The following is a 24,932-nucleotide window of genomic DNA, read 5'->3' as shown; positions in this document are numbered from 1 at the left end:
AACAACAAGCGCTGAGCGGCATCCGGGTCCTCGACCTCGGCGAGATCATGCAGGCGCCCGTGGCCGCGCAGGTTCTCGGCGACCTCGGCGCCGAAGTGATCAAGGTCGAGCGCGGTGTCAACGGAGACATGCTGCGAGGCCTCGATCGCGAGTCACTCGACGAAGGTCGCCCCAGTGCCTACTTCGCCGCGGTCAACCGCAACAAGCGCAGCATCGCACTGAACCTGAAAACCTCTGAGGGGCAGGACATTCTCCATCAGCTCCTCGCGGAGGCGGATGTTCTCATCCACAGCTACCGGACCGCGGCAGTCGAACGACTGGGCTTGACCTACGACGATCTGCACGAGCGCTATCCTCGGCTCGTCTACGGCACTGCGACCGGATTCGGCGAGACCGGGCCATACGCCCACAAAGCAGGCCAGGACATGCTCGCGCAGGCACTGAGCGGAATGGCACGCGCGTGCGGCGACCCGTCGATCTCGGCGTACGTACATCCGGTACCGACCGTGGACTACGCCTCGGGTATGGCCCTCGCCCAGGGAATCTTGGCAGCACTGTTCGAACGCGAGCGCTCCGGCCGCGGCCAGAAGGTCAGCGTCAACCTCTTCGATACAGCACTGGCCCTGCAGACTCTCGAAAGCTCCACACTGCTGGCGTACCAGCGTGAGACCAACTGGGTCAGCGACTGGTACAGCGGCATCTTCGAAACGACCGACGGTCTGCTCTTGGTACTCGGCCTGTTCCGCGAGAACGCTCTGGGTCTGGCATGCAAAGCTCTCGACATCGACGATCTGTCCGTCCAGCCGACGTTCGCCACACCACAGCTCCAGGCAGAGAACAAAGAGGCCGCCAACGCGGTTCTGCGTCCGCTGGTCGCACAGTTGAGCACCGCCGAGGCGGCACAGTTGTTCGACGGGGTCGATCTGCTGTGCGCACCGCTGCTCACCCTGCAAGAAGCGCTCGATCATCCCCAGACGCGGCACAACGGCACGCTCGTCGACGTCGAGATCGAGGGTGTGCGCACCACCCGGTTGATGGGCAACCCTGTCACGTTGTCCCGCACCCCCGCCCAGGTGCACCGTGGGGTGCCGGCGGTCAGTGAACATGCCGACGAAATCCTCCATGAGCTCGGTATCTCCGAGTCCGATGTCCAGACCTTGCGCAATAAGGGAGTGATCCGATGAGTAATGCGATGCAGACGGACCCGACGAGCCCGACCACCGGCACCGCCACCGCGATGGTGCTCGAAGGCTTCGGACAGACCATGACCGCGACGACGTTTCCGCGCGTGACCCCCGATGCCGGTGCGGTCGTCGTCGACGTCACGCACGCGGGAATCTGTGGAACCGACATCCACCTGCAGCAAGGTCGCCTGCCCATTCCGGTACCGCTCATCCTCGGACACGAGGCGGTCGGTCGCGTACACGCCCTCGGCGAGGGAGTCACCACCGATGCCCGGGGCGAGCAACTGCACGTCGGGGACGCGATCTCATGGGCGTCCAACATCCCGTGCGGGCACTGCTACTACTGCCAGGACCAGCACGAACCGTCGCTGTGCGAGACCCGCAAGGTGTACGGCATCAACCAGTCGTCGGCCGACTGGCCCCATCTGTCGGGTGGGTGGTCCGAACAGATCTACCTCCAGCCCGGCTCGACGATCATCCGCATCCCGTCCTCGGTGACCCCGCAGCAGGTGATCGCACTCGGCTGCGCCGGCCCGACGGCCGTGCACGCCGTGAACGATATCGCCAAGCCGCAGACAGGTGATGTCGTCGTGGTCCAGGGCAGCGGACCGGTCGGCCTGGCCTGCGCCATGTACGCCACACTCGCCGGCGCAGCAAAAGTGATCATCGTCGGCGGGCCGGCCAACCGTCTCGAGGTCGCGCAGGCCGCCGGCATCGGCGACATCCACATCGACATCTTCACCGAGACCGATCAAGAGGCCCGCCTGGAACGGATCCTCGCGCACACACCGGACGGGCGCGGCGCCGACGTCGTCATCGAGGCCACCGGCGTCCCGACCGCAGTAGCCGAAGGCATCGACCTCGCCCGCCGCGGCGGCAAGTACCTCGTCGTCGGGCAGTACACCGACCACGGCACCACGCCGATCAACCCCCACTACATCACCAAAAAGCAGCTGCAGGTGCTGGGAAGCTGGGCGTTCTCTCCGCAGAACCACCTCGAATACGTCGAATCCCTCCCCCGGCTGACCGCCCACTTCGATCTCGCGTCGATGGTCACCGAATACCCGCTCACCGAGGCGGACGATGCCATGACCGATATGCGGGACGGGCGCACGCTCAAGTCGGTCCTCACCACCGGAGGCCGGTCGTGACCAACTCCCGGTACACCGCGGCGATCGAGGCGATGCTAGAGCGGATCGACTCGACCGCCAAGCAGACCGACGGCACCTTCCCGCACTACGGCGACATCGAATCCGGCGAATGGACCACCACCGCCGACGGAAACTGGACCGGAGGATTCTGGGGTGGCCTGGCCGCACTCGGCTTCGCCGCCTCGGGTGACAAGCGCCTGGCGCACCTCGCCGACGACATCACCGCGCAGATCCTGCCCCGGCAGAATTCCGACACCGCATTCCGCGGTTTCCTCTTCTGGTACGGGGCCGCAGTCAACCACCTCGTCACCGGAAGCGACGACGCGGCGCAGACCGCTCTGGCAGGTGCCCACGGCCTGCTCACCAGCTTCAACGATCGCGCCGGCATCATCCCACTCGGAGCAGAAGCAGAAGAAGCAGAGGCGGTCGGAGAAGGCGCCGCGAACATCGACGCCGTCCCGGGCACTGTCGCGCTGCTGTCGTGGGCCTCGGCACATACCGGCGACCCGCGCTTCCTCGACGCCGCGATCCGCCACGCGCAGCGGCACATCGAACTGTGCATCCGCACCGATGGCTCGGTCTGCCAGTCGGCACGATTCGACACATCCAATGGTGCACTGCTGGATCGCTACACCCACAAGGGCATGAACGCCGACAGTACCTGGGGCCGGGCACAGGCGTGGGCGATGGTGGCATACGCCCAGGCTGCGCAGTGGGCATCGCCGTCCTTCCTGCCGACCGCCGTCCGACTGGCCGAATGGTGGCTCGACCGCACACCGAACGGCGGCGTCGTGTCCTGGGACTTCGACGCCGGCACCGGTCCGGACGTACCGATCGACACCTCCGCCACGGCCATCGCCGCTGCCGCGCTGCTCAAGCTCGATCGGCTCGTCCCTGAGCGGACCGACTTCCGGGACCGGGCCGTCGCCCACGTCGAGGCACTCCTCGATCACCTCACCCCCACCGGACCACACGACAGCAGACCGGCCGGGATCCTGATGGACGGTTGCTTCGACAAACGCCGCGACTTCGCGACCCGAAACGAACTGATCTGGGGCGACTACTTCTTGCTCGAGTGCCTGATCAACCTGAACAACCGGTCCGATACGCTGAAGTTGTGACCGAACCACCATGACGGGTCACCCGAGACCCCGGAAAGAAGATCGAGGAAAGCCGGTGTCGGAAAATACACCTACTGCAGCTCACGAGTTCACCCACTCGGACCTCAAACCGTCGATCCTCGACAATCTCGCACTTTCGCGCGCCGAGCTGCTGGTTCTGACCGACGAAGCGTCGGCGATGACCACAGCAGGCCAGCGGATCCGGGAGATCGGCGACTTCGACATGTCGCTCATCGGGCGCGTCGAGGTCGATGGGGTGATGGTTCACCGCAGTTGGCAGGGCACGAAGAGCAACGCTCTGCACCGACTGGTGGTGCCGGAAGGGATCGGGCTCGGCGGCAAGAGCATCATGCTCCAACAACCCGTCTGGGTACGGGACTATCTGTCCGATCCCGGAATCACCCACGACTTCGACGCGCTCGTCGAACAGGAGTCACTGCGAGGAATGCTTGCCGTGCCCATGGCTTATGAAGGTCATGTACTCGGCGCCATGTATGTCGGCACCCGCGAATATTCGTCCTTCGGTGATCGAGTCATCGCAGAGATCCAATCGATCGCCGAAACGGCCGCCGTCACTCTCCTCAGCGCCCAAAGGGCCGCCACCCAGACAGAACTCGCCCTCGAAGCCGAACGGAAACGGCTCGCCGAATCCCTACACGATTCCGTGAGCCCGGTCCTTTTCCGGATCGGTGCCGAACTGCAGAGCCTGCGCGCCCTCGCTGACGCGCAGGCGATCCACGATCGCCTGCAGGAGATCACCGAACAGGTACACGCCGTCAATGCTTCCATCCGCAGATCGCTGACCGACCTCACCGCGCGGCCCCCCGAACGGAATCTTCCGGTCGGCATCGAGGAGGACTGCCAGGCATTCACCCTCCGGACCGGTATCCCGGCCCGTTTCGTGCCACTGACCGAATCCCCCGACCTCGATGTCAGCCGCGTCGAGGCACTCCAACGCCTTGTTCGCGAAGCGCTGGTCAACGTGGAGAAACACGCCGACGCGTCCACTGTGGTGGTCAGCTTGTCGGCGCGGTCGGGCAAGGTGACGGTCGTCATCAGCGACGACGGCCGGGGCGTCGACGGCACCGACGATCCGATGCGAGGAAGCCAGCTGGGGCTCGGATTGGCTGCAGGGCGCCTCGAGCGACTCGGGGGCGGCATGTCGGTGGTCAGCGACGACGAAAGCGGCACCACCGTGCGCGGCTGGGTAGACGCTCTGGAGGGACCGAGCACATGACCGCGCCACCGAAGACCATCCGCATCCTCGTCGTCGACGATCATCCGATCGTGCGTGGCGGCGTGGAACTACTCGCCCGCGAGGACACCGACCTCGAAGTCGTGGGAGGTGCACTGACCGGCTCTGCCGCGGTCGAATTGGCCCGCACCCTGTCCGTCGACGTCATCCTCCTCGATCTTCGGCTCCCCGATATCCCTGCACCGGAACTGATTCCGCGTCTTCGTCGAGTCGCGCCGCACGCGCGGATACTGCTGTTCACCGCGTTCGCCGATCACGGTGCCATCGATCTACTGATGGAAGCAGGCGCCGACGGCTGCCTCGTCAAGGACATCAGCGGACAGGACTTCGCCACAGCCATTCACCGTGTGTCCAGCGGAATCCGGGTGGTCGACCCGAGGTTGACGGGACCACGAAAAGTCGTGACCTCCGAGGCGCTGTACCGGGCCGGCCTGACCCGGCGCGAGTACGAAGTGCTGCGTTTTGCGGCCATGGGTCACAGCAATCCCGAAATCGCTCAGGAACTGTCTCTCACCCGCAACACCGTGAAGACCTATCTGCAGAGCGCCATGCAGAAACTGAACGCGCGCAATCGCGTCGAAGCCATTGCACGCGCTCACGAACTTCGCTTGCTCTGAATCGAATTCGCTATACCCGGAGCGCACTCCACCTCTCCACATGGAGATGTTATGTGTTCTGGGTCACCCATATATTGAGCCGCAGAAATCATCTCGCGCTCGCGGCAACGGAGGCCCCACATGCCAAAAATGTCCCAAACATCGAAAGTAGGCTTTGCCAGCGGTGTCGGCACAACAGTCGAATGGTACGACTTCTTCATCTACGGCACCGCAGCCGGACTCGTCTTCAACAAGATCTTCTTCCCCGAGTTCGACTCTCTGATCGGCACTCTGCTCGCGTTTGCCACGTTCTCTGCCGCCTTCGTGGCGCGCCCGCTCGGCGGAGTGGTGTTCGGTCACTTCGGTGACCGGATCGGACGCAAGTCCATGCTCGTGATCACCTTGACCATCATGGGCTTGACCACTCTCGGAGTCGGGCTGCTCCCGAGCTACGAGACCATCGGCGTCGCCGCACCGATCATCCTCGTCACCTTGCGTTTCGTGCAGGGTCTCGCACTCGGTGGTGAGATCGGCGGGGCGATCCTCATGGCCGTCGAACACGCTCCCGCCGACAAACGCGGCTACTACGGCAGCTGGGTGCAGATGGGCGTGCCGGCAGGACTGATGCTCGGTAACACGGTCTTTTTGTTGATGGCCGGACTGTCTCCCGAAGCATTCGAATCCTGGGGATGGCGCGTTCCCTTCCTGATCGGCGGCGCATTCGTCGCGATCGGCCTGTTCGTCCGACTGCATGTCGGCGAAAGCCCGAACTTCGCCCGCGTCAAGAAGAACGCACAGTTGGAGAAGCTGCCCATCGGGGTGGTCCTTCGCCACTACCCCAAGCAGGTCCTCCTGACCTGTGGTGCCTACTTCGCCATCGGCGTCACCTTCTACGGCACTACGGTATTCGGCCTCAGCTACGGCGTCACGCAGGTCGGCTACACCCGAAACCAGATGCTGACACTCGTCCTCGTCGCCATGGCGGTCACGTTCGTCGCACTACCGTTGTTCGGCAAGCTGTCGGACGCCTACGGCCGAAAGCCGGTCTTCCTCGCCGGGGTTCTCGCCATGCTGCTGTTCACCTTCCCCTGGTTCTGGCTGGTCAACTCCGGATCCTTCGCGCTGGCGATGATCGGGTTCGTGGTGTTCTGCCTCGCCTTCGCCACCTCCTACGGTCCCCTCGCAGCCTTCTTCGCCGAATCCTTCGACACCCGCATCCGCTACACCGGAATCTCCTTCGGCTACACGATCGGCACCCTCGCCTCGAGCGCTCCCGCACCGATCGTCGCCACCTACCTGCTCGATCGCACCGGCTCGTACGTCGCCGTGGCGCTGTTCATGGTCGCAATGTGCGCCGTCTCCGTCGTCTGCGTGATCGCCATGCGCGAGACCTACCGACAGGACCTGTCCGACAACGACGAAACCTCCGGACAGGAACAACTGTCACCGACCTCTCACTGAGCACGCTCACGCACCGGTCCCCGGTCGCCGACGCCCCGCCCCCTTCGGCCGGCCGCCGATTCGTCCGCACACGATCCCACGGCCGTGGACCTCGACAGACATCCATCCCACCCCGATTCCCGGGGGCGCGGAACTCCTCCCCCCGCGCCCCCGGCACCCTCGAAACGAGTCCAGATGAGCATCGCCGAACCGTCGCTGCACCCGTTGGCTCTACCCACCACCTCACTGCGTGTCCTGGTCACCGGCGTCGAACAGAACGAAGGCGCCCACGTGGCCCGAACGTTGGCAGCCGCTGGACACCACGTGTTCACGCACAGCTTCACCCTCGATGCTGCCGAGTACCTCGCCGGCCGAGTCGCCGATGACGACGGGATCGCTCATCCGGTCGCGGCCGATCTGACCCTCGAATCCGACGTCGACAACATGTTCACCCACCTCGAGCGACGATATGGCGGCATCGACGCGCTCGTGCACACCGCATGGCTACCCGGCCCGGAAACAGCATGCCACTCGCTGAGCAAGATCCGCCCCGCCGACTGGGGCCGGTTCACCTACGACCACATGGCGTTGTTGTTCCACACGACCAGACGTGCTGCCGTATCCCTCCACCGCACCGGCGGCATCGGATCGATCGTCACCGTCACCGGCCTGGACACGCTCCGCAGAATCACCGACACCGATCGAGGACCGGCGCGAGACTCCATGGACGGTGCAATCGAATCCTTCGCTCTCGCCGCCGGACGTGAACTCGGCAGTAACCTCTTGCGGATCAACAATATTCGTCTGGTACCCACCCCGACTCCGGAGACAAGTGTCACCGCTGCTGCCCCGATACGCCTCGAAGCGGTGCTGCCGGAGCTGATCGACCCAACATCCGATATCGGCTCCGGTGGCATCTTCACTGCCTACACCTCGTTCCCTGCACCTGTGCGGTGATCGGCGTCGGCCCGATGTCCCCATTCGTTGTCATCGGCGCGTCGAATGTTGCCCGGCTCGTGTGCGCGTCGCTCACCCAACGCCACTTCGATGTTGTCCACCTCGATGCACCCGACGACCCGGAACTTCTGCAGATCACCCAGCACGACCCGGCCGGGGTCGCCGTCGTCACCCACGACGACGCGGTCGCCGTCCGTTATGCCCTCGCCATCGCCCACATCAGTCCCCACACACCGATGGTCGTGACCGTCTTCGATCGCACCATCGCCAACCAGCTCACCCGATTGATTCCCCACTGTCAGGTAACCTCCCCCGCAGACCTCGCGACACCGTCCCTGGCCGGCCCGTGCATCGCTGCCACGATCGACGCCGCGCACACCGCGCCCGATGGCACCACACGCGTCCTCCGGCAATCCGCCCACGGTGACCAACCGACCTGGCAGCCGCTACCCCACAGCCGCACCAGCAGAATTCGCCGCCGATTCGTCCACTCCGTAGGCACACTGCGATCCCACGACGCCGGCACCCGCATGCTGCTCACCGGCCTTATCGGACTGCTCGCCATCCTCCTGATCGATTGGATATGGCTCACTGTCGGCAAAGGCCACCACTGGGTCGAGTCCCTCAAAGAAGCAGTCCAGGTCGTCGCCACCGTCGGTCCCGCACCGGCCTCACACGGCGACCACACCTATGACGTGTTCGCGGCTCTGGCGATGTTGGCGGCGATCGTGTTCACCGCCATGTTCACCGCCGGGATAATCGAACGTCTGCTCGGAACCAGCCTCATCGGCTTGATCGGTCAACGGGTTCTCCCCCGCCGCAACCACGTCATCGTCGTCGGATTGGGACAGGTCGGTCTCCGGTTGTGCCTCGAACTCCGCAAACTCGGCATTCCCGTCGTCGCCATCGAACGCGACGATCGAGCCCGCAATCTGCGCCTGGCCCGAGCACTGAACATTCCCACCATCGTCGGGCACGGTACCGACAGAACCCTCCTCGAACGCGCCCGCCTCGACCGGGCCCGATGCCTTGCCGCCGTGGGCTCCGACGACCGTGACAACATCGCCGTGTCCGTAGCAGCCCACGGAGTGCACCCCGACGCCAGACTCGTCCTCAGAGCCGGCGAACACGAAGCCCTCACCGACACCGGATCCCTCCTCGCGCTAGGGATCACCAGGAATGTCGCAACCTTGAGTGCAACCTTCGTCGTCGCCCGACTGCTCGGTCTCGACGCACACCGTGTGGTAGTCGCAAACGACACGATCCACCTCGAACTCGACGGGTCCTTCGAACAGTTCGTCCTCGCCGCACGACACCATTGCCCCCATGTCACCGGGACAGATGCTCACTACCCCTCGTTCGAGGTACGACTCCGACGAGCGCCTTCGAGGCAGCGCACATCAACATGGCACGAATCCGGAGCCGACAGACAATAGCGTCGACGATTGTCCAGTCATGCAGCGCTGGCGAGTTTCCTCCGTCGCACTGTGACCGCCAGCGACATTGGGAACTCACCCGACTCCTTACGTGGGCACACCGCCCGTTTCGGCTCCAATCGACTCGTGCCCCGCCACATCCTCGAAGGCCGGAACGGTGGGCGCGTTCAAGTACACCGTGCTGCCGGCGGCCCTGAACTGGTCGGACATATGTTGCATCCCGGCGACGGCGGCCTGGTCGGCGGCGTCACCGAACCTGGTCCGGATGTCTTGGGAGATACGCATCGAGCAGAACTTCGGCCCACACATCGAGCAGAAGTGCGCTGTCTTGGCCGGTTCGGCCGGAAGCGTCTCGTCATGGAACTGCTCGGCCGTATCCGGATCCAGCGACAGAGCGAACTGATCCCGCCACCGAAACTCGAAACGCGCCTTCGACAACGCGTCGTCGCGCTCGACGGTACCGGGATGGCCCTTGGCGATGTCGGCGGCATGAGCGGCGATCTTGTACGTGATGACCCCGGTCTTCACGTCGTCCCGATTCGGCAGTCCCAGATGCTCCTTCGGGGTGACATAACACAGCATCGCGGTGCCATGGCGGGCGATCTCGGTGGCCCCGATCGCGGAGGTGATGTGGTCGTAGCCCGGAGCAATGTCGGTCACCAGCGGCCCCAGGGTGTAGAAAGGCGCTCCATGACATAGCTTCTGCTGACGCTCCACATTTTCCCGCACCCGATGGATCGGGATGTGGCCAGGGCCTTCGACCATCACCTGAACGTCGTGAGCCCAGGCACGGGTGGTCAGTTCGGCAAGGGTGTCCAGTTCGGCGTACTGCGCGGCGTCGTTGGCGTCGGCGATCGACCCCGGTCGCAGCCCGTCCCCGAGGGAAAATGCCACGTCGTAGCGGGCGAAGATCTCGCACAGTTCGTCGAAGTGGGTGTAGAGAAAATTTTCCTCGTGATGGGCGAGGCACCAACCGGCCATGATCGACCCACCTCGGGAGACGATGCCGGTGAGCCGTTCGGCCGTGAGCGGTACGTAGCGCAGCAGCACTCCGGCGTGGATGGTCATGTAGTCCACACCCTGCTCACACTGCTCGATCACGGTGTCGCGGAAGATCTCCCACGTCAGCGCATCGGCCTGGCCGGCGACCTTCTCCAGAGCCTGGTAGATCGGCACCGTGCCGATCGGCACCGGGGAGTTGCGAATGATCCATTCTCGGGTGGTGTGGATATCTTCGCCGGTGGACAGGTCCATCACAGTGTCCGCGCCCCAACGGGTGGCCCAGCGCATCTTGTCGACTTCGTCGACGATGGAGCTGGTAACCGCTGAGTTGCCGATGTTGGCATTGATCTTCACCAGGAAGGACTTGCCGATGATCATCGGCTCGGACTCGGGGTGGTTGACGTTGGCGGGGATGATCGCCCGACCCGCCGCCACCTCCGAGCGCACCAGTTCCACGTCGCAGTTCTCCCGCAGCGCCACGAACCGCATTTCCTGGGTGATGATCCCCGCCCGGGCATAGTGCATCTGCGTGACCGTCCGGCCTGTCTTCGCTCGCACCGGGACAGGTCGGGGCCCCTTCCACTCCTGGGACGCCTCTCCACGCCGCACAGCCGAGCGGCCATCGTCGAGCAGATCCCGTTCTCGCCCCGGGTAGTGCTCGACGTCGCCGCGAGCAGCAATCCAGTCGGCGCGCGTCGGCGGGAGCCCGACCAGCGGATCGCTACCGGGACCTGCAGTGCGGTAGACCTGCAGCGGCGGGTTCGGCACCCCGCCGGGAGAGTCGTTCAAGCGGATCTCTGTGACAGGTACACGCAGGCCGTGTTCCTCGTCGAGGACATAGCTCAGGGCATGCGAATTGGATGCACTCATCGGAATCGTTCCTACTTCCTTCGCCGGCATTACCCGGGCAGGTTCGACGGTCGCAGGCTGCCTCAGCCCGATCTCAGCCCCTGCAATAGGGCTCCCGTGGGGACGTCACAGACCCTAACACCCGACTCGTCTCGCTGCAGATGTAGCTGGTCCGGTCGTCGGAGCGGTGCGAAGTCGGCCCGTCCTGTACGAGCTACGAGGAGGTACTCTTCTATACGTCATCGACTGTTGACTCGAGGAGATCGGGATCTCGTCCGCACAGCTGGCCTTCGATGGGGACTGCTGCACGATTCGGCGACAGTTTCGGTCACGCAGCCTGTGCGACTGGTGTGGTCATGATGGTTTCGAACTCGACCGGCGTCGATCGGGGGAGAGGCAGGTCCGGGACACCAGCAGGTCGACGGTCACGCCGAGAGGCCGTAATGCTTCGGCGATCTCTTCGAAGTGTTGCGCCGAGCGAGAATATCGGTCGGGGCCATGAGGACCGCCTGAAAGCCGCCTTCGATTACCAGTAACGCAAACGCAGTGGCTGCCAGGACAGGGGCCTTTCCGGCGCCGACGTCTCCCTGCAGCAGCCGATTCGTCGGCCGGAGGCGGTCATGTCGGTGTGGATATCGGCTATCACCCGCAGCTGTGCACCTGTGGGTGTACGGCAGGCCGGCCAACCATGCATCGAGCAGTCGCCCGGTGGGCTTGTGGGCGATGCCGACTTCTGCGGCTTGTGCGTTTCGAAGCACTCCGAGGGCAAGCTGCGACCGCAGGAGTTCGTCATAGGCCTGTCCGTCCCGTCCCTTTTCTGCGTGCTGTTTGGATGCGGGGACATGGACAGCGCGTAGCGCGGTCAGCTGCGACGGCAGCTTCCGTTGAGCCAGCAAGGTCGAGGGATTCGGGTCATCCAGCTTCGGGAGTCGGCGGCGTGCATCGACCGCGGCACGGCGCAGCATCCACGTGTCCACCTCATGTTTCTGCGATTGGGGTAGATCGCGAGCAGTGGTGCGGTGGATTCGCTCATCGGTTCCAACAGTGGTGAGGTCATCTGCAATGCGCCGTTGAAGAACATGGCGGAGACTCGGGTGTTTTCGTCCGCGAGTTGGAATCGCACGTAACATTTTCCCCAGTTCCCCGTATGCTCACGAGTCGTGCGTATCGATCAGGTGTGGCGTTATCCGGTGAAATCGTTCGGAGGAGAACGGATCGACGCCGCAGCGATCGAAGCGGACGGTGTGCGCGGCGACCACCTGTGGGCGCTGGTCGACGCCGAAACCGGAAACATCGCGAGTGCGAAGCGTTTCCGACGCTACGGACTGCTGTTGACCTGCTCCGCACGACTTCTGAACGACGACGACCCCCGCGATCCGGCGGCACTCGAACTCACGCTCGCCGACGGCACGGTGGTGCGCGGCGACGATCCCGAGGTCGACGACCTGCTGTCGAAGCTGGTCGGTCACGACGTGCGGCTCGAACCGCGCGACCGAACCTACGACGAGGCGCCTGTGCATCTCGTCTCCCGCTCCGCGGTCGAAGCGCTCGGCACCGGCGACCCCACCGATGTCGCGTTGCGGCGGTTCCGGCCGCAGCTGGTCGTCGACACTCCGGACACGACCGGTTTCGTGGAGGACGAATGGATCGGCCGACGGGTGTCGGTGGGCTCGGCAGTTCTCGAACCGCACAAGCGCACCGCGCGGTGCGTCATGGTGACGCTCCCCCATCAGGAGGTTCCCGCGCGGCGCGACATGCTGCGTGAGGTGATGACCGCGCATCAGGTGCCCACTGTGCCGGAGGGCAAGCCGATGCCGTGCATCGGCATCTACGCGACCGTCCCGACTCCCGGCGACATCACCGTCGGCGACGAAGTCGGGATCGGGTAGACCGGGTCACTTCCCGGCGAGGTAATCCTCGACGAGGATCTTCTTCTGCACCTTGCCCATGGCGTTGCGCGGAAGTGCGTCGGCGGTACGGATCTCGCGGGGGCGCTTGTGGATCGACAGGGTCTGCGCGACGAAGTCCGAGAGTTCGCCCGGATCACGGAGATCCCCGACGACGTAGGCGACGATCCGCTGTCCGAGATCGTCGTCCGGCACACCCACCACCGCGGCCTCCTGCACGCCGGGATGGTTCAGCAGCGCGTGCTCCACCTCGCCGGCGCCGATCCGGTAGCCACCGGACTTGATCATGTCGACCGATTCGCGGCCGACGATGCGGTGGAAACCCTGGTCGTCGATCACGGCGATGTCGCCGGTCTTGAACCAGCCGTCCTCGGTCATCGACTCGGCGGTCTTCTCGGGGTTGTTCAGGTAGCCGTCGAACAGGGTCGCGCCGGACACCTCCAACTGGCCGAGGGTTTCGCCGTCGTGCGGCACGAGGTTGCCGGCCTGGTCGCGCAGGCGGGTGGAGACGCCGTGGATGGGCAGTCCCACCCAGCCGGGCCGGCGCTCACCGTCGTGGCGTGTGCTGATCGTGATGATCGTTTCGCTCATCCCGTACCGCTCGATCGGCGCGGAACCGGTGAGGGCGAGCATGCGCTCGAAGACCGGAACGGGAAGGGGCGCACTGCCCGACACCAGAAGTCGCGCGGACGACAGTGCGCGAGCGGACGATTCGTCGGCGGCGACCCGCGACCACACGGTAGGAACACCGAAGTACAGCGAACCACCGGCTGCCGCATAGGCTTCGGGTTTCGGTCGCACCGTGTGTACGAGTGGCGAGCCCTGCCGGAGCGCGCCGACGACACCGAGGATGAGTCCGTGGACGTGGAACAGCGGAAGTCCGTGGACGAGCGTGTCGTCGGAGGTCCAGTTCCATGCCTCGGCGAGACCGTCGAGACCGGCCGCCACGGCGGACCGCGAGAGCACGACTCCCTTGGGGGCGCCCGTGGTTCCCGAGGTGTACATGATCATCGCGGCACTGCCCGGATCGGCCTCCGCGTGCGAGGACGACGAACGCGCGCTCGCGTCGACAGGGATCGCAGGCAGGGTGACGTCCTCGGGGGCCGCGCCGAGCCACAGCTGCGCACCCGAGTCCTTCAGGATGTGGGCGCGCTCGGCCGGACCGGAATCCGGCGGCACCGGCACGGCGGCCACACCGGCCATGAGGCATCCGGTCGTGGCGATCACCGTCTCGATGCTCGCGGTGGCGTCGACAGCGACCCGCGAGGAGCCTGCGACCTCGTCGGCCACAGCGGCGGCAGCCGCGATCAGTTCGGATCGGGTGAGCGAGACGTCTCCGACGCGGACAGCGCTGCGGTCGTCACTGCCTGCTCCGGACTCGGTGAGCGAGGTCAGCAACGGCACGGGCGTGGTGGTGGTCATCGGTGGTGGTCCCTTCTCGACGTCCTGCCGGACGGTGTCGCGCGGTGCACGGTCCATATTGTGGACCAGCGTGCTACGATGCGGTCCGGCTCAACCTATAGCCCGTGCCGCCTGCCGTCAACGACCGCGCGAAAGGTTCCGATGAACAGCGTTCTCACCGCACTCCGCGTGTTCGAGGAGGTCGCGACCACGCAACCGGTCGGACTCTCGGACTTGAGCAAGCGACTCGACGTCCCCAAGAGCACCGTTCAGCGATGCCTCAAGACCCTTGCCGAAGCCGGCTGGCTGCGCCCCTCGACGACGAACGCCGGGCAGTGGGTCATCACCGGCCGCGCATTCAGCCTGGGCAGCGCGATGTCGTCCGGCGACGACCTGCGCGAGGTCGCACTCCCCGAGCTGAACCGGCTGCAGACCGAGACGGGCGAGACCGTCCATCTCGCCGTGCCGGACGGGAACGAGCTGGTCCTGATCGAGCGACTCGACAGCGCCCATCAGCTGCGCGCCTTCCTCGCCCTCGGCACGCGCCTGCCTCTGCACGCCGCGTCCACCGGCAAGGCCTATCTCGCGTCGCTGCCCGACGAACGGATCGAGAATTTCCTCGCGACCGAACTCCCCTCGCTGACCGAGCACACCGTCACCGATCCGGCGGCTCTGCGCGAGGAGATCGCCGAGATTCGCGCCCGCGGGTACGCCGTGACCGAACAGGGGCTGCATGACGGCATCGCCGCCGTCGCCGTCGCCCTGCGCGGGCGCGGTGGCACCGTGCGCGGCTGCTTCAGCATCTCCGGCCCGGCTTCGCGACTGACCCCCGACCTCTTCGCCGACTACGGCGCGAAGGCGCTGGCAGCGCGGGACGCGATCGAGCGTCGCCTACCCTGATCCGCTCCGAGCAGGACTGGCGGGCGCCCCCACCTCTGGACATATCGTTTATCGATAGGTATAACGAATATCGATGGTATCGACAATCGATAGCCCCGCCGTCCGGCGAGTTCGGAGACGACCATGAATTCCACCCACGACACCGACCGCCCCCAGGGCCCGGGCGCCGAACCCGACACGCTCTCCCCCACCGAGACGTCGAAGAAGGACCGCACCGAACTGTGGGCGTCGCTCTCGGTCTTCGCGCTGACCTCGGTGATCGTGCTCTTCGACTACGTCGGCGGGCTCCTCCGCTCGCTGAACGAGGGCATCGTGACGGCACGGGTCGAGTTCGACGACCCGACCTCCCCAGTGCTCACCACGCCGAACGGCACCGACCTCGCGACCGCTTCGACCACCGTCGTCGACGCCCCCACCGACACGCTCTCCCCCGTCACCGTCGGATTCCTGCGCTCCGCCGAAGCCCTGCAGACCCTCGGCTACCTGGCGGCCCTGGGCCTGCTGAGCTGGATCGTGGTCCGATTCGTCCGCGGGCGACTGTTCGACCGTGGCGTCATCCGGCTCGTGAACGCCGCCGCCACCATCGCCATCGCAACGGTCTTCGTGCCGACCATCCCTCGAACGCTCGGCACCAACATGCTCATCCGCGACGTGGACATGAACGACGTCCTCGACAACGCCCCGATCGGCCCGGAGTTCTGGTACGCGTACGTCTTCTGCATGGCGTTGTCCGCCGTGGCAGTGGTCCTGCGGATCGGAAGCCGTATGGCCCGCGACAACGAAGGCCTGGTCTGATGCCACCCGAGAGTGAGCATGCCGTCCTGTGTCACCTCGACCGGCTGCTCGCGGACCGCGGGATGACGTTGACCGAACTGGCCGAGCAGGTGGGAGTGAGCGTCGTAAATCTGTCCGTGCTCAAGAACGGACGCGCCCGCGCGATCCGATTCTCGACCCTCACCGCCCTGTGCCGTGTGCTGGATTGCTCTGTGGGCGACATTCTTTCGGTCGACTGACCGACCCCGAACACGGCGATGCCCGGAACCTCGTGGGTTCCGGGCATCGCCGATGGTCCGGCCGGTGGCGCTCCGGCTGACGCACGGACCTGTTTCTTTCATTCCCCGATCGCGGGAAGAATGCGGGTGCGGACCTCACCGAAGCCGATGCGCGTCCCGTTCGGGCCGGGAGCGGTGGCCGAGATGGCGATCTCGTCGCCGTCCTCGACGAAGGTGCGCGTCTCGTCGCCGACCTGCACGGGTTCTGCTCCGCCCCAGGTGAGTTCGATGAAGGCACCGCGCTGGTCCTTCTCCGGGCCGGAGATGGTGCCGGATCCGAACAGGTCGCCGGTGCGGGTCGCGGCACCGTTGACCGAGGTGTGGGCGAGCATCTGCGCCGGCGACCAGTACATCTGCGCATACGGCGGACGCGACACGACGTGCCCGTTCCACTCGACCTCGAGATCGATGTCCAGACCCCACTTCTCGGTGCCCTTCAGGTACGGCAGCGGTTCCGGGTCCTGCACCGGGGTGTCGATACGGGCGGCCTCGAGGGCAGCGAGCGGAACGACCCACGGCGAGATCGACGTCGCGAAGGACTTGCCGAGATTCGGGCCCAGCGGCACGTACTCCCACGCCTGGATGTCGCGGGCCGACCAGTCGTTGAGGATGACCGCACCGAAGCAGTGGTCGGCGAACTCGTCGGGCCGGATCTGCGAACCCATCGGGGAGCCGACACCGACGACGAAGCCCATCTCGGCCTCGATGTCGAGGCGGATCGACGGACCGAAGACCGGCACAGGATCGTTGGGGCCCTTGCGCTGTCCGCACGGACGCACGATGTCGACCCCCGAGGTCACGACGGTGCTCGACCGACCGTGGTAACCGACGGGAAGGTGCTTCCAGTTCGGCATCAGCGGGTCGGGGTTCTGCGGGCGGAACAGCCGGCCGAGATTCGACGCGTGATTCTCCGAGGCGTAGAAGTCGACGTAATCGGCCACCTCGATCGGCAGGTGCATCGTCACGTCGGCAACGGCGAAGACCGCCTCGTCGGCGACATCGCCGGTCACGAGTTCCCTGATCGCAGCGCGAACTTCGTCCCACCGTGCACGACCCTGGGCCATGAACGCGTTGAGCGAGGGCTCGGCGAAGACGACGTCGTCCTCGAAGACACGGCTCAGGTCGAGAACCGTATCTCCGACGCGGACACCGACACGGGGTTCGCTGTCGGCCGTGGAGAAGATGCCGTACGGCAGGTTGTCGATCCCGAAGAGCGAACCCTCCGGAATGGCGATGGTGGTCATGCGTTCGTTCCTTCGGTGATCGGGGAAACGGTCGAGGGCGCCAGACCGAGGTCGAGCAGATCCTCGAGCGGTTCGGCGATGCTGCAAGTGCCGTACGACAGGAAACGGCGCCGGACCTCTGTGGCCCGGTCGTCGGAGAGTGCGCCGAGACGTGCGGAGAGCACTGCCCCGTCACGTTCGGCCAGCACGGACGCGACCTCGTCGATGTCGGCTCCGGACAGCACCGCGTCCACCGCGGCCAACAGGTTCACGAACCCGTGCTGTTCGAAGCCCGTCCTCGGGTCGGTGTTGCGCACCGCGTGGTGCAGACCGGCGGTCGCCTTGAACGGAACTCCCGTGGTGACGACCGTCGAGACCGCTGCGGCGAGCTCGGCTTCGTCCGGATACGCCTCCGCCACGATCCCGCCGGTGCGGAACTTGGCGGCGTACGGCGTCCCGGTCAGTCGGGCGAGGATCTCGGCTCGGCGCTCGTCACGCGGAACCTCGACGAATACATCGATATCCGGTCGACTCACCCTGATCTCGTCGAGCGCCGCGAACAGCTCGTCGACGGATTGCTCTGCGGGGACCGCGATCTCGAGGGCCACCACGGACACCGAGTCCATTGCGTCGACCTGCTCGAGTGCGGGCCGGACGGCGGCGGTGCCGGTCGGTGCGGTCAGGCTCAGGGTCAGCTCACCGGGATACGGGTGCTGCGCCAGGTGATCTGCGAGTTCATCGAGGCGACCGGCCGGGAAGACGAACGCTCCGACGAGCGGTGCGTGCGCGGACGAGCGGTGCCCGGCGTGGGCGGGAACGGCGACGGGCAGCGGGGTGTTGCCCGGAGGGAACAGCGCAGCGTCGTCGCACAGTCCGGTCAGGAGAGGTCCGAAAGTCATTCGGCCGCTCCTGCATTGCGGTTCCAGCTGCCGGCGTAGGCGGCGTCCTCGCACGCGAGCGCACCCTCACCGAGTTCGAGCGGGCGGAAGGTGTCGACCATGACGGCGAGTTCGTCGAAGAACTCGACACCGATGCTGCGCTCGTAGGCACCCGGCTGCGGGCCGTGCGCGTGACCACCGGGGTGCACCGAGATCGAACCCTGGCCGATGCCCGATCCCTTGCGGGCCTCGTAGTCGCCGCCGCAGTAGAACATGACCTCGTCGGAGTCGACGTTCGAGTGGTAGTACGGCACCGGTACGGCCAGCGGGTGGTAGTCCACCTTGCGGGGCACGAAGTTGCAGATGACGAAGTTGTTGCCCTCGAACGCCTGGTGCGCCGGCGGCGGCTGGTGGACGCGACCGGTGATGGGCTCGAAGTCGTGGATCGAGAAGGTGTACGGGTACAGGCAGCCGTCCCAGCCGACCACGTCGAAGGGGTGGTGCGGCATCAGGTAGCGGGTGCCGACGATGCCCTGCGAGGTGCGGTGCTTGACCAGCACCTCGACGTTCTCCTCCTCGACCTGCATGAGCTCGGTCGGTCCGTGCAGGTCGCGTTCGCAGAACGGCGCGTGCTCGAGGAACTGCCCGAACTTCGACAGGTAGCGCTTGGGCGGCACGATGTGGCTGTTGGCCTCGATCGTGTAGGCGCGCAGCGGTGCGTCGCCCTTGGGTACCCAGCGGTGGGTGGTGGCCATCGGCAGCAGGACGTAGTCGCCGGCCTTCGCCTCGAGCGGACCGAAGACCGTCTCGACGGTGGCCTCACCGGACTCGACGTAGACCATCTCGTCGCCGACCACGTTGCGGTACAGCGGCGAGGGCTCGGTCGACACGACGTACGAGATGCGGACGTCGGCGTTGCCCAGGACCAGACGACGACCCGTCACGACATCCGTCTCGGCCCAGATCGTCTCGGGGAACAGATCGTGCAGCTTCAGGTGCCGCGGCTCGAGCGGATGGTTGGGCCTGGTGGTCTGATCGGGCAGCTTCCACTCGGTCGCGTCGACGATCGCCGACGGGATGTACCGGTGGTAGAGCAGCGCCGAGTCGGACGAGAAGCCCTCCTCGCCCATCAGCTCTTCGTAGTACAGGTTGCCGTTCTCGTCGCGGTGCTGGGTGTGACGCTTAGGCGGGATGACGCCGAGCTGTCGGTAGAACGCCATGATCTGACTCCTCGCGGATCTCGGGCGTGCGAGGGAAGGTCGCTCGCCTGGAATTAGTAAATACATTAACTAATCCGAGGGTGTGAGCGCAACCACGGAGAGGTCACGAGGCTGTGTCAGTTGCGTCCGCGCACGTCGAACTGGCTGCGGTTGGTGATCAGCTTGTTCAGGAGCATCACGAGAATCTGCTGCTCGGTGGGGGTGAGCACCTCCACCCAGGCCTCCTCGCGCTCGTTCTGAGCACGGAAGCTGTCGCGGATCTCCTTCTCCCCTGCTTCGGTGAGCGACAACTGCACCGAACGCGCGTCGTGACTGACCGGAGTCTTCTCCAGGATTCCCGCCTCGACCAGCGGTTTCGCGAGGTTGGACACGGCGGCGCGGCTCATCCCGGTGAGCCGCGCGGCGACGTTCGGTTCGATCGGGCCCGCGAGCCAGATGACGAACATGAGCCGATAGGCCGACCACGACCGGCCACGCGGACGGTGGACCGCGGCCTCAAGGTCGTAGGTGACGATATCCGAGGCCCGATTGAGGGTGAGCAGGACTTCGGTTGCGCTGCGGTGATGTTCGCCGCCGAACTTGCTGTTCAGACGCTCCTGTGCGAGTTCGACGAAGGACCAGTAGTCGAGGTCGCGGGGTCTGGACATGCGGTCACAGTACCGCAGATCCGAGATAATTCATCTATTTACTATCCGGTCGAGCGACCGGCATTCGGCAGGACTGTGGAGAACCGCACCCCGAAGGCCGCGAAGTCGGCGGAAAACCGCAGCGACCTGCACGTTCATCGCTCATAGTGTTCCGGACATGAACCTCGCACACACCCTCACGCAGTCCCCCACGGACGAACTCCACGGCCTCGCGGGTCTGTCGCTACAGCTGATGGAGATGCTCGGAGCACCCGGTGTCGGTGTCGCAGTCGCCGCGGAGAACCTCTTCCCGCCGATCCCGAGCGAGGTGATCCTTCCCCTCGCCGGCTTCGCGGCCTCCCGCGGGGAGATCTCCCTCGTCTCGGCCGTCGCGTGGACCACCCTCGGCTCCCTCGTCGGCGCACTGCTGCTCTACCTCGCCGGACGCGCCTTCGGCCGTCAGCGGATGTATGCCGTTGTCGAGCGACTCCCCCTGGTGAACACCTCCGATCTGCGGCGCGGCGAAGAGTGGTTCGCCCGGCACGGCGAGAAGTCGGTGCTCCTCGGCCGGATGGTGCCGCTCGTGCGGAGCGTGATCTCGGTTCCCGCCGGGGTGGAGGCCATGCCCGTCGGTCGGTTCGTCGTCCTGACCGCCCTCGGTAGCGCCCTGTGGAACTCGATCTTCGTACTCGCCGGATACCTCCTCGGTGAGAACTGGGGAGTCGTCGAACCGTATGCCGATGTGCTGCAGAAACTCGTGATCGTCGCGGTGGTCGCAGCAGTGGCGGTGTTCGTCGTCCGCCGTGTCCGATCGATTCGCGCCCGTTAGGGTCGGTCCGTGATCGATCACCTTCGGCGCTCACTCGGGACCTCGGTCCGCGCCGTCGTCGGGCTTCTGCTCGGGATCGTCACCGCGGTGACGGGTGTGGCGGCATCGGCTCGCCGTACCACCGACGGACCGGGTCGCGCGGCCGAACGCGACCGTATTCGTCTCGTGCGATGGTTCGACGCCGAGGCGGTCCGGGATCTTCCGGATCGCGAGCCGACCGGATATTTCCTCGTCCGCCTGGCCTACGGTCCGCTCGTCGGCCTCGTCGTCCTGCTCGTCCTGATCTCCGCGACCGGCTACGGGGGCTGGGCGTTCGTCCTGCTGGCAGGCGGTCGCATCTCCGTCGCCGACGGTCTCGTCTCGCTCCTCGTCGCCGCCGTGATGATCTATCTCTCCGTCCGGATGGCGATGATCGTGGGCCAGTGGGACGTCCGCACAGCCCTGCGGTTGCTCGGCGACGATGCCACGCAGCATCGCCTCCGCGACCTGCAGCGCACCCGCGCCGACGTCGTCACCGCCATCGACGACGAACGCCGGCGGATCGAACGCGCCCTGCACGACGACGTCCAGCAGCGGGCCGTCGCGCTCGCACTCGACGTCGGTCGCGCGCGTCGCACCGCCGAACGCGGCGGCGGGAACCTCGTCGCCGACCTCGACAACGCCGTCGCCCAGGCGCAGGCGTTGCTCACCGAACTGCGCGACGTGGCGTGGCGGATATACCCGGCCGCGCTCGACGAGCACGGAATCGCCGCGGCGCTGGAAGGGTTGTCCGCGCACACCTTCCTCCCCGTCGACCTGGATCTGTCGATCGACCCGGAACCACCACACGATGTCGCGGCAGCCGCGTACTACGTTGCCGCGGAAGGGGTCACGAACTCGACGAAGCACTCCGGCGCCGACAACGTGTCGGTGACCGTCGCGGCGGACGGTCACGTCGTCACGGTCACGGTCGTCGACGACGGATGTGGCGGGGCCGAGATGACGGGCTCCGGGCTGACAGGTCTCGCGCGCCGTGTCGCCGCGCTGGACGGGCAGTTCTCCGTACACAGCCCCCGCGGAGGGCCGACCGTCGTGGAAGCGAGGATCCCGTGCGCATCGTGATAGCCGAGGATTCGACCCTTCTTCGCGAGGGCCTGTCCCGGTTGCTCGCGGACGAAGGCCACGAGGTGGTTGCCGGTGTGGGCAACGCCGTCGAGCTGCACCACGTCGTCGAGCGCGAGGTGCCCGACCTCGTGTTGCTCGACGTGCGTATGCCACCGACCTACTCGACGGAGGGCATCGACGCGGCGCGGTGCATCAAGGAGGAATACCCGCAGGTCGCTGTGCTCGTGCTGTCGCAGTACGTCGAGCACCGGAACGCGACCGGCCTGCTCACGAACGGCTGGGGTGGCGTGGGCTATCTGCTCAAGGATCGCGTGTCGGACGTGGGGGCGTTCCTCACCGACCTGGAACGTGTGGCCGCGGGCGGGACGGCCTTCGATCCCGAGGTGGTGCGGCAACTGTTCGCGAGCACCCGCCGCACCGACCCTGTCGCCACCCTCACCGAACGCGAACGCGAGGTGCTCGAGGCCCTCACCCAGGGGCTGACGAACACCGGCATCGCCGATCGTCTGACCATGTCGGTGAGCGCCGTCGAGAAGCACGTCAATTCGATCTTCGTGAAGCTCGACCTGCCGCGCGAGGCCGACCGTAGTCGGCGGGTACGGGCGGTTCTCCTCTATCTCGAGAGCACAGGCACCCCGAGCTCACGGGACGACCGCTGACGCCCCGTACGGATCAGAAGAGCGGATACACGAAGTGCCCGACGCCTCCGCCGGGTGCGCTCGACCCCGTCACATTCGGAAGGTTCGCGGGCAGACGCTGAAGCTTATGTGGACGGCCTTCGAGGTCGGCCTGCCAGCAATCGGTCGTCACGCCGTGGAAGCCCTGACACACGATGCGGGTGTTCGTGCCGAAGGGCGAGGTCAGCCGCGGCTCGTTCACCAGCGGATTCCAGTAGGCAAGCTCGTCCGGCGTGAGCCAGTTGGCGGGGTCCACGTCGTACACGTAGATCGGGCTGTTGGGTTGCTGGACCGGCCACTCGTCCTGCGCCGCCGCGATGCCGGCGCCGCCGAGGACGATCCCTCCTGCCACTGCGGCGACCGCTCCCGCTCGCAGTACCCGCCGAAATCCGTTCGCCATCGTTCCCTCCACCCATTCTGTCGGATCCGTCCGTCGACCACATCGAAACACGGACCGCGGGGTCCGATACGACAAACCGAAATTGTCGATCTCCGACGCTTTCCGGCAATTCAGGCGGGGAGGACGCCTTCGAGTGACAGATCACGCAACCCGACCTCGCGTGCATTCGAGCACTCGAGCCCTCCAAGAGCACACATCTGTGTGCACAATTGATAGGTGAGTTCAACCCAGTCGACCACCGATCCGCACCACGGCACCCTTCGCAGCCCGCGCTTCTGGCTCGCGCCCTTCGCTGTCGTCGCAGCGATGATGAGTGCCCTGGCCTACTTCTATCTCGGCGCACTCCTCGATCCGAGCGAGAACCTGAGACAGTTCCCGATGGCCATCGTCAATCAGGACGTCGGCGATGTGCTGCCCGGATCGGACGAGCGACAGAACTTCGGCGACCAGATCACCGAGGGCATCCTCGACGGCATCGATCCCGAGGAGATCGATCTCCGACGGATGGGAATCTCGGCCGCCAACCAGGGCCTCGACGACGGCAGCCTGTACGGCGCGATCGTCATCCCGAGCGACTTCACCAAACGCATCTCGATCCTCGCGCAGGCCTCGGTCGTTCCCGGTGACATCGAGAAGCCGATCATCACCCTCTACACGAATCCCCGGACGGGCGCGTTCGCGACGGGCATCGTCACGACGATCGGCGACCGCGCGCTGACCCAGGTGAACGACACGGTCGGGCAGCAGCTGACCGAGACCGTCACCGCGACGCTCGCAGAGTCGGCACCCGACCTGCAATTGTCCGGAGCTTCCAGCCTCGTCCTGACCCAGCCGATCGATGCACTCACCGTCGAGCACAAGCCGCTGCCCGACGGGACGGGCGCCGGCCTGTCCGCCTTCTTCTACACCCTGCTGCTGATCCTGGCCGGCTTCACCGGCGCCACGATCATCAACGCGGTCGTCGACAGCGCCCTCGGTTTCGTGCCCACCGAATACGGCCCCCTCTACATCGCGCGGGAGACCACCCGGATGTCGCGCCTGCAGGTGCTGGCACTCAAGTGGGGCATCACGGTGGTCATGTCGTTGATCGTCTCGGCGTTGTATGTGTGGATCGCCACCGCACTCGGCATGCCGGCGCCGCGCGCGCTGCTGCTGTGGGAGTACGGGGCGCTCGCGATCTCGGCCGTGGGCATCACGTCCCTCGCGGTGATGTCGATCTTCGGCGCGGCGGGCCTGCTGGTGAACCTGATCGTGTTCATCGTGCTCGGCCTGCCGTCGTCCGGTGGCACCATTCCGATCGAGGCCACCCCGCGGATGTTCGAATGGTTGTCGACCTTCGAGCCGATGCACCAGATCTATCTCGCGGTGCGGTCCATCCTCTACTTCGACGGACGACCCGACGCCGGGCTCGGCCACGGCGTGACGATGACGATCGTCGGCGTCGTGTTCGGTCTCGTCGTCGGCGCCCTGGTGACGTGGATCTACGACCGCGTCGGTTTCCACCGGGCCGCGGACGCACCCGTGCGTCTGCCCTGGCGGCCGTCGCGACAGCAGGTTCGGGATTCTGCGGTCGCGACCGACACGGTTCGTTCGAACGACAGCGTGGACGCCGGTGAGGACGATCGTGACGATACGGGCGAATCCTCCGGCAGCTCCGAGCATGCGGGCGAAAGCGACGGGCCCACGAACGAAATGGGGGACCCCGCCGCGCGTCGGGGGTAGCG

Annotated in this window: 24 protein-coding genes and 1 riboswitch; of the genes, 16 read left to right on the top strand and 8 right to left on the bottom strand. The window is 65.9% G+C overall.

The features are described from left to right. Positions 1-47: 47 nt before the first annotated feature. From M3330_RS13880 to M3330_RS13845, 8 genes are all read left to right on the top strand, one after another. Positions 48-1,184, top strand: a complete 1,137-nt coding sequence (locus tag M3330_RS13880) for a CaiB/BaiF CoA-transferase family protein (RefSeq protein WP_112320134.1) — start codon at positions 48-50, stop codon at positions 1,182-1,184. Beyond that, positions 1,181-2,335: a zinc-binding dehydrogenase gene (locus M3330_RS13875; RefSeq protein WP_033097427.1), complete on the top strand. Its 1,155-nt coding sequence runs from the start codon at positions 1,181-1,183 to the stop codon at positions 2,333-2,335. Before M3330_RS13880 ends, M3330_RS13875 begins: the two co-directional genes overlap by 4 nt. Beyond that, positions 2,332-3,456, top strand: a complete 1,125-nt coding sequence (locus M3330_RS13870; protein ID WP_006552212.1) for a glycoside hydrolase family 88 protein — start codon at positions 2,332-2,334, stop codon at positions 3,454-3,456. Before M3330_RS13875 ends, M3330_RS13870 begins: the two co-directional genes overlap by 4 nt. Before the next feature lie 55 nt (positions 3,457-3,511). After that, entirely contained in the window at positions 3,512-4,693 is a 1,182-nt protein-coding gene (locus tag M3330_RS13865) for a GAF domain-containing sensor histidine kinase (RefSeq protein WP_024102243.1), read from the top strand. 50 nt (positions 4,694-4,743) lie between these two features. Continuing rightward, positions 4,744-5,328, top strand: a complete 585-nt coding sequence (locus tag M3330_RS13860; RefSeq protein ID WP_230826507.1) for a response regulator transcription factor — start codon at positions 4,744-4,746, stop codon at positions 5,326-5,328. Between the two features lie 129 nt (positions 5,329-5,457). Further along, complete coding sequence (locus tag M3330_RS13855; protein ID WP_033097428.1) at positions 5,458-6,768, top strand: MFS transporter; 1,311 nt, start codon at positions 5,458-5,460, stop codon at positions 6,766-6,768. 174 nt (positions 6,769-6,942) lie between these two features. Next, entirely contained in the window at positions 6,943-7,704 is a 762-nt protein-coding gene (locus tag M3330_RS13850; protein WP_019288289.1) for an SDR family oxidoreductase, read from the top strand. A gap of 14 nt (positions 7,705-7,718) precedes the next feature. Continuing rightward, positions 7,719-9,140 (top strand): TrkA family potassium uptake protein, encoded by a 1,422-nt coding sequence (locus M3330_RS13845; RefSeq protein WP_255024976.1) that lies wholly within the window; start codon positions 7,719-7,721, stop codon positions 9,138-9,140. Between the two features lie 87 nt (positions 9,141-9,227). On the opposite strand, the gene thiC is transcribed toward M3330_RS13845, so the two are convergent. After that, a complete protein-coding gene (thiC, locus tag M3330_RS13840; protein ID WP_255024973.1) occupies positions 9,228-11,012 on the bottom strand; it encodes a phosphomethylpyrimidine synthase ThiC in 1,785 nt (594 codons plus the stop codon). Beyond that, positions 11,010-11,120: riboswitch (TPP riboswitch) on the bottom strand. (Overlaps the previous gene by 3 nt.) 296 nt (positions 11,121-11,416) lie before the next feature. Further along, on the bottom strand, positions 11,417-11,956 hold the full coding sequence (locus M3330_RS13835) for a hypothetical protein (RefSeq protein ID WP_255024971.1): 540 nt from the start codon (positions 11,954-11,956) through the stop codon (positions 11,417-11,419). 195 nt (positions 11,957-12,151) lie between these two features. On the opposite strand from M3330_RS13835, the gene M3330_RS13830 reads away from it, so the two are divergent. Further along, positions 12,152-12,880: an MOSC domain-containing protein gene (locus tag M3330_RS13830; protein ID WP_255024969.1), complete on the top strand. Its 729-nt coding sequence runs from the start codon at positions 12,152-12,154 to the stop codon at positions 12,878-12,880. Between the two features lie 6 nt (positions 12,881-12,886). Here the strand turns inward: M3330_RS13830 and M3330_RS13825 are convergent, their stop codons facing one another. Next, the gene (locus M3330_RS13825) at positions 12,887-14,320 is read right to left on the bottom strand and encodes an acyl-CoA synthetase (protein ID WP_255028906.1); all 1,434 of its coding nucleotides are present in this window, start codon (positions 14,318-14,320) and stop codon (positions 12,887-12,889) included. Between the two features lie 141 nt (positions 14,321-14,461). Between M3330_RS13825 and M3330_RS13820 the strand changes: the two genes are divergently transcribed. The 3 genes from M3330_RS13820 (at position 14,462) to M3330_RS13810 (ending at position 16,212) form a co-directional block, all read left to right on the top strand. Further along, positions 14,462-15,199 carry an IclR family transcriptional regulator gene (locus M3330_RS13820; RefSeq protein WP_019288282.1) on the top strand — a complete coding sequence of 246 codons (738 nt, stop codon included), beginning with the start codon at positions 14,462-14,464 and terminating at the stop codon, positions 15,197-15,199. Positions 15,200-15,322: 123 nt separating this feature from the next. Beyond that, complete coding sequence (locus M3330_RS13815; RefSeq protein WP_006554670.1) at positions 15,323-15,994, top strand: hypothetical protein; 672 nt, start codon at positions 15,323-15,325, stop codon at positions 15,992-15,994. After that, positions 15,994-16,212, top strand: coding sequence for a helix-turn-helix transcriptional regulator (locus M3330_RS13810; protein ID WP_006554669.1), 219 nt, complete (start codon positions 15,994-15,996; stop codon positions 16,210-16,212). Before M3330_RS13815 ends, M3330_RS13810 begins: the two co-directional genes overlap by 1 nt. 98 nt (positions 16,213-16,310) lie before the next feature. Here the strand turns inward: M3330_RS13810 and fahA are convergent, their stop codons facing one another. From fahA to M3330_RS13790, 4 genes are all read right to left on the bottom strand, one after another. Then, complete coding sequence (fahA, locus tag M3330_RS13805; protein WP_247848073.1) at positions 16,311-17,495, bottom strand: fumarylacetoacetase; 1,185 nt, start codon at positions 17,493-17,495, stop codon at positions 16,311-16,313. Continuing rightward, a complete protein-coding gene (locus tag M3330_RS13800) occupies positions 17,492-18,373 on the bottom strand; it encodes a hypothetical protein (RefSeq protein WP_255024964.1) in 882 nt (293 codons plus the stop codon). The genes fahA and M3330_RS13800 overlap by 4 nt, the downstream gene beginning before the upstream one ends. Further along, the gene (locus tag M3330_RS13795) at positions 18,370-19,572 is read right to left on the bottom strand and encodes a homogentisate 1,2-dioxygenase (protein ID WP_033097433.1); all 1,203 of its coding nucleotides are present in this window, start codon (positions 19,570-19,572) and stop codon (positions 18,370-18,372) included. The genes M3330_RS13800 and M3330_RS13795 overlap by 4 nt, the downstream gene beginning before the upstream one ends. Before the next feature lie 116 nt (positions 19,573-19,688). Beyond that, positions 19,689-20,219, bottom strand: a complete 531-nt coding sequence (locus M3330_RS13790) for a MarR family winged helix-turn-helix transcriptional regulator (protein WP_006554665.1) — start codon at positions 20,217-20,219, stop codon at positions 19,689-19,691. A gap of 157 nt (positions 20,220-20,376) precedes the next feature. Here M3330_RS13790 and M3330_RS13785 point away from each other — a divergent pair, with 157 nt between their 5' ends. Genes M3330_RS13785 through M3330_RS13775 form a run of 3 tightly spaced genes read left to right on the top strand, consistent with a single transcriptional unit; the run spans position 20,377 to position 22,790 of the window. Beyond that, positions 20,377-21,027 (top strand): DedA family protein, encoded by a 651-nt coding sequence (locus M3330_RS13785; protein WP_255024961.1) that lies wholly within the window; start codon positions 20,377-20,379, stop codon positions 21,025-21,027. Positions 21,028-21,036: 9 nt separating this feature from the next. Continuing rightward, the gene (locus tag M3330_RS13780) at positions 21,037-22,128 is read left to right on the top strand and encodes a sensor histidine kinase (protein ID WP_019288278.1); all 1,092 of its coding nucleotides are present in this window, start codon (positions 21,037-21,039) and stop codon (positions 22,126-22,128) included. Further along, positions 22,116-22,790, top strand: a complete 675-nt coding sequence (locus tag M3330_RS13775) for a response regulator transcription factor (RefSeq protein ID WP_255024957.1) — start codon at positions 22,116-22,118, stop codon at positions 22,788-22,790. Before M3330_RS13780 ends, M3330_RS13775 begins: the two co-directional genes overlap by 13 nt. Before the next feature lie 13 nt (positions 22,791-22,803). Here M3330_RS13775 and M3330_RS13770 read toward each other — a convergent pair whose 3' ends face one another. Further along, positions 22,804-23,208, bottom strand: coding sequence for a hypothetical protein (locus M3330_RS13770; protein ID WP_033097552.1), 405 nt, complete (start codon positions 23,206-23,208; stop codon positions 22,804-22,806). 216 nt (positions 23,209-23,424) lie between these two features. On the opposite strand from M3330_RS13770, the gene M3330_RS13765 reads away from it, so the two are divergent. Further along, positions 23,425-24,930 carry a YhgE/Pip domain-containing protein gene (locus tag M3330_RS13765; RefSeq protein WP_006554660.1) on the top strand — a complete coding sequence of 502 codons (1,506 nt, stop codon included), beginning with the start codon at positions 23,425-23,427 and terminating at the stop codon, positions 24,928-24,930. Positions 24,931-24,932 lie beyond the last annotated feature (2 nt).

The organism is Rhodococcus sp. GA1, from assembly GCF_024321955.1.
GTDB classification, from domain to species: Bacteria; Actinomycetota; Actinomycetes; order Mycobacteriales; family Mycobacteriaceae; genus Rhodococcus; species Rhodococcus pyridinivorans.
Note: the sequence above shows the minus strand (reverse complement) of the source record. Positions and strands in the feature narration are given on the sequence as shown.

Bases quoted from the DNA above. Each gene is read 5' to 3' on its own strand.
- M3330_RS13880 (WP_112320134.1), top strand. From the start codon at position 48: ATGCAGGCGCCCGTGGCCGCGCAGGTTCTCGGCGACCTCGGCGCCGAA.
- M3330_RS13875 (WP_033097427.1), top strand. From the start codon at position 1,181: ATGAGTAATGCGATGCAGACGGACCCGACGAGCCCGACCACCGGCACC.
- M3330_RS13855 (WP_033097428.1), top strand. From the start codon at position 5,458: ATGTCCCAAACATCGAAAGTAGGCTTTGCCAGCGGTGTCGGCACAACA.
- M3330_RS13850 (WP_019288289.1), top strand. From the start codon at position 6,943: ATGAGCATCGCCGAACCGTCGCTGCACCCGTTGGCTCTACCCACCACC.
- M3330_RS13845 (WP_255024976.1), top strand. From the start codon at position 7,719: ATGTCCCCATTCGTTGTCATCGGCGCGTCGAATGTTGCCCGGCTCGTG.
- thiC (WP_255024973.1), bottom strand. From the start codon at position 11,012: ATGAGTGCATCCAATTCGCATGCCCTGAGCTATGTCCTCGACGAGGAA.
- M3330_RS13835 (WP_255024971.1), bottom strand. From the start codon at position 11,956: ATGCTGCGCCGTGCCGCGGTCGATGCACGCCGCCGACTCCCGAAGCTG.
- M3330_RS13825 (WP_255028906.1), bottom strand. From the start codon at position 14,320: ATGACCACCACCACGCCCGTGCCGTTGCTGACCTCGCTCACCGAGTCC.
- M3330_RS13820 (WP_019288282.1), top strand. From the start codon at position 14,462: ATGAACAGCGTTCTCACCGCACTCCGCGTGTTCGAGGAGGTCGCGACC.
- M3330_RS13815 (WP_006554670.1), top strand. From the start codon at position 15,323: ATGAATTCCACCCACGACACCGACCGCCCCCAGGGCCCGGGCGCCGAA.
- M3330_RS13810 (WP_006554669.1), top strand. From the start codon at position 15,994: ATGCCACCCGAGAGTGAGCATGCCGTCCTGTGTCACCTCGACCGGCTG.
- fahA (WP_247848073.1), bottom strand. From the start codon at position 17,495: ATGACCACCATCGCCATTCCGGAGGGTTCGCTCTTCGGGATCGACAAC.
- M3330_RS13800 (WP_255024964.1), bottom strand. From the start codon at position 18,373: ATGACTTTCGGACCTCTCCTGACCGGACTGTGCGACGACGCTGCGCTG.
- M3330_RS13795 (WP_033097433.1), bottom strand. From the start codon at position 19,572: ATGGCGTTCTACCGACAGCTCGGCGTCATCCCGCCTAAGCGTCACACC.
- M3330_RS13790 (WP_006554665.1), bottom strand. From the start codon at position 20,219: ATGTCCAGACCCCGCGACCTCGACTACTGGTCCTTCGTCGAACTCGCA.
- M3330_RS13785 (WP_255024961.1), top strand. From the start codon at position 20,377: ATGAACCTCGCACACACCCTCACGCAGTCCCCCACGGACGAACTCCAC.
- M3330_RS13770 (WP_033097552.1), bottom strand. From the start codon at position 23,208: ATGGCGAACGGATTTCGGCGGGTACTGCGAGCGGGAGCGGTCGCCGCA.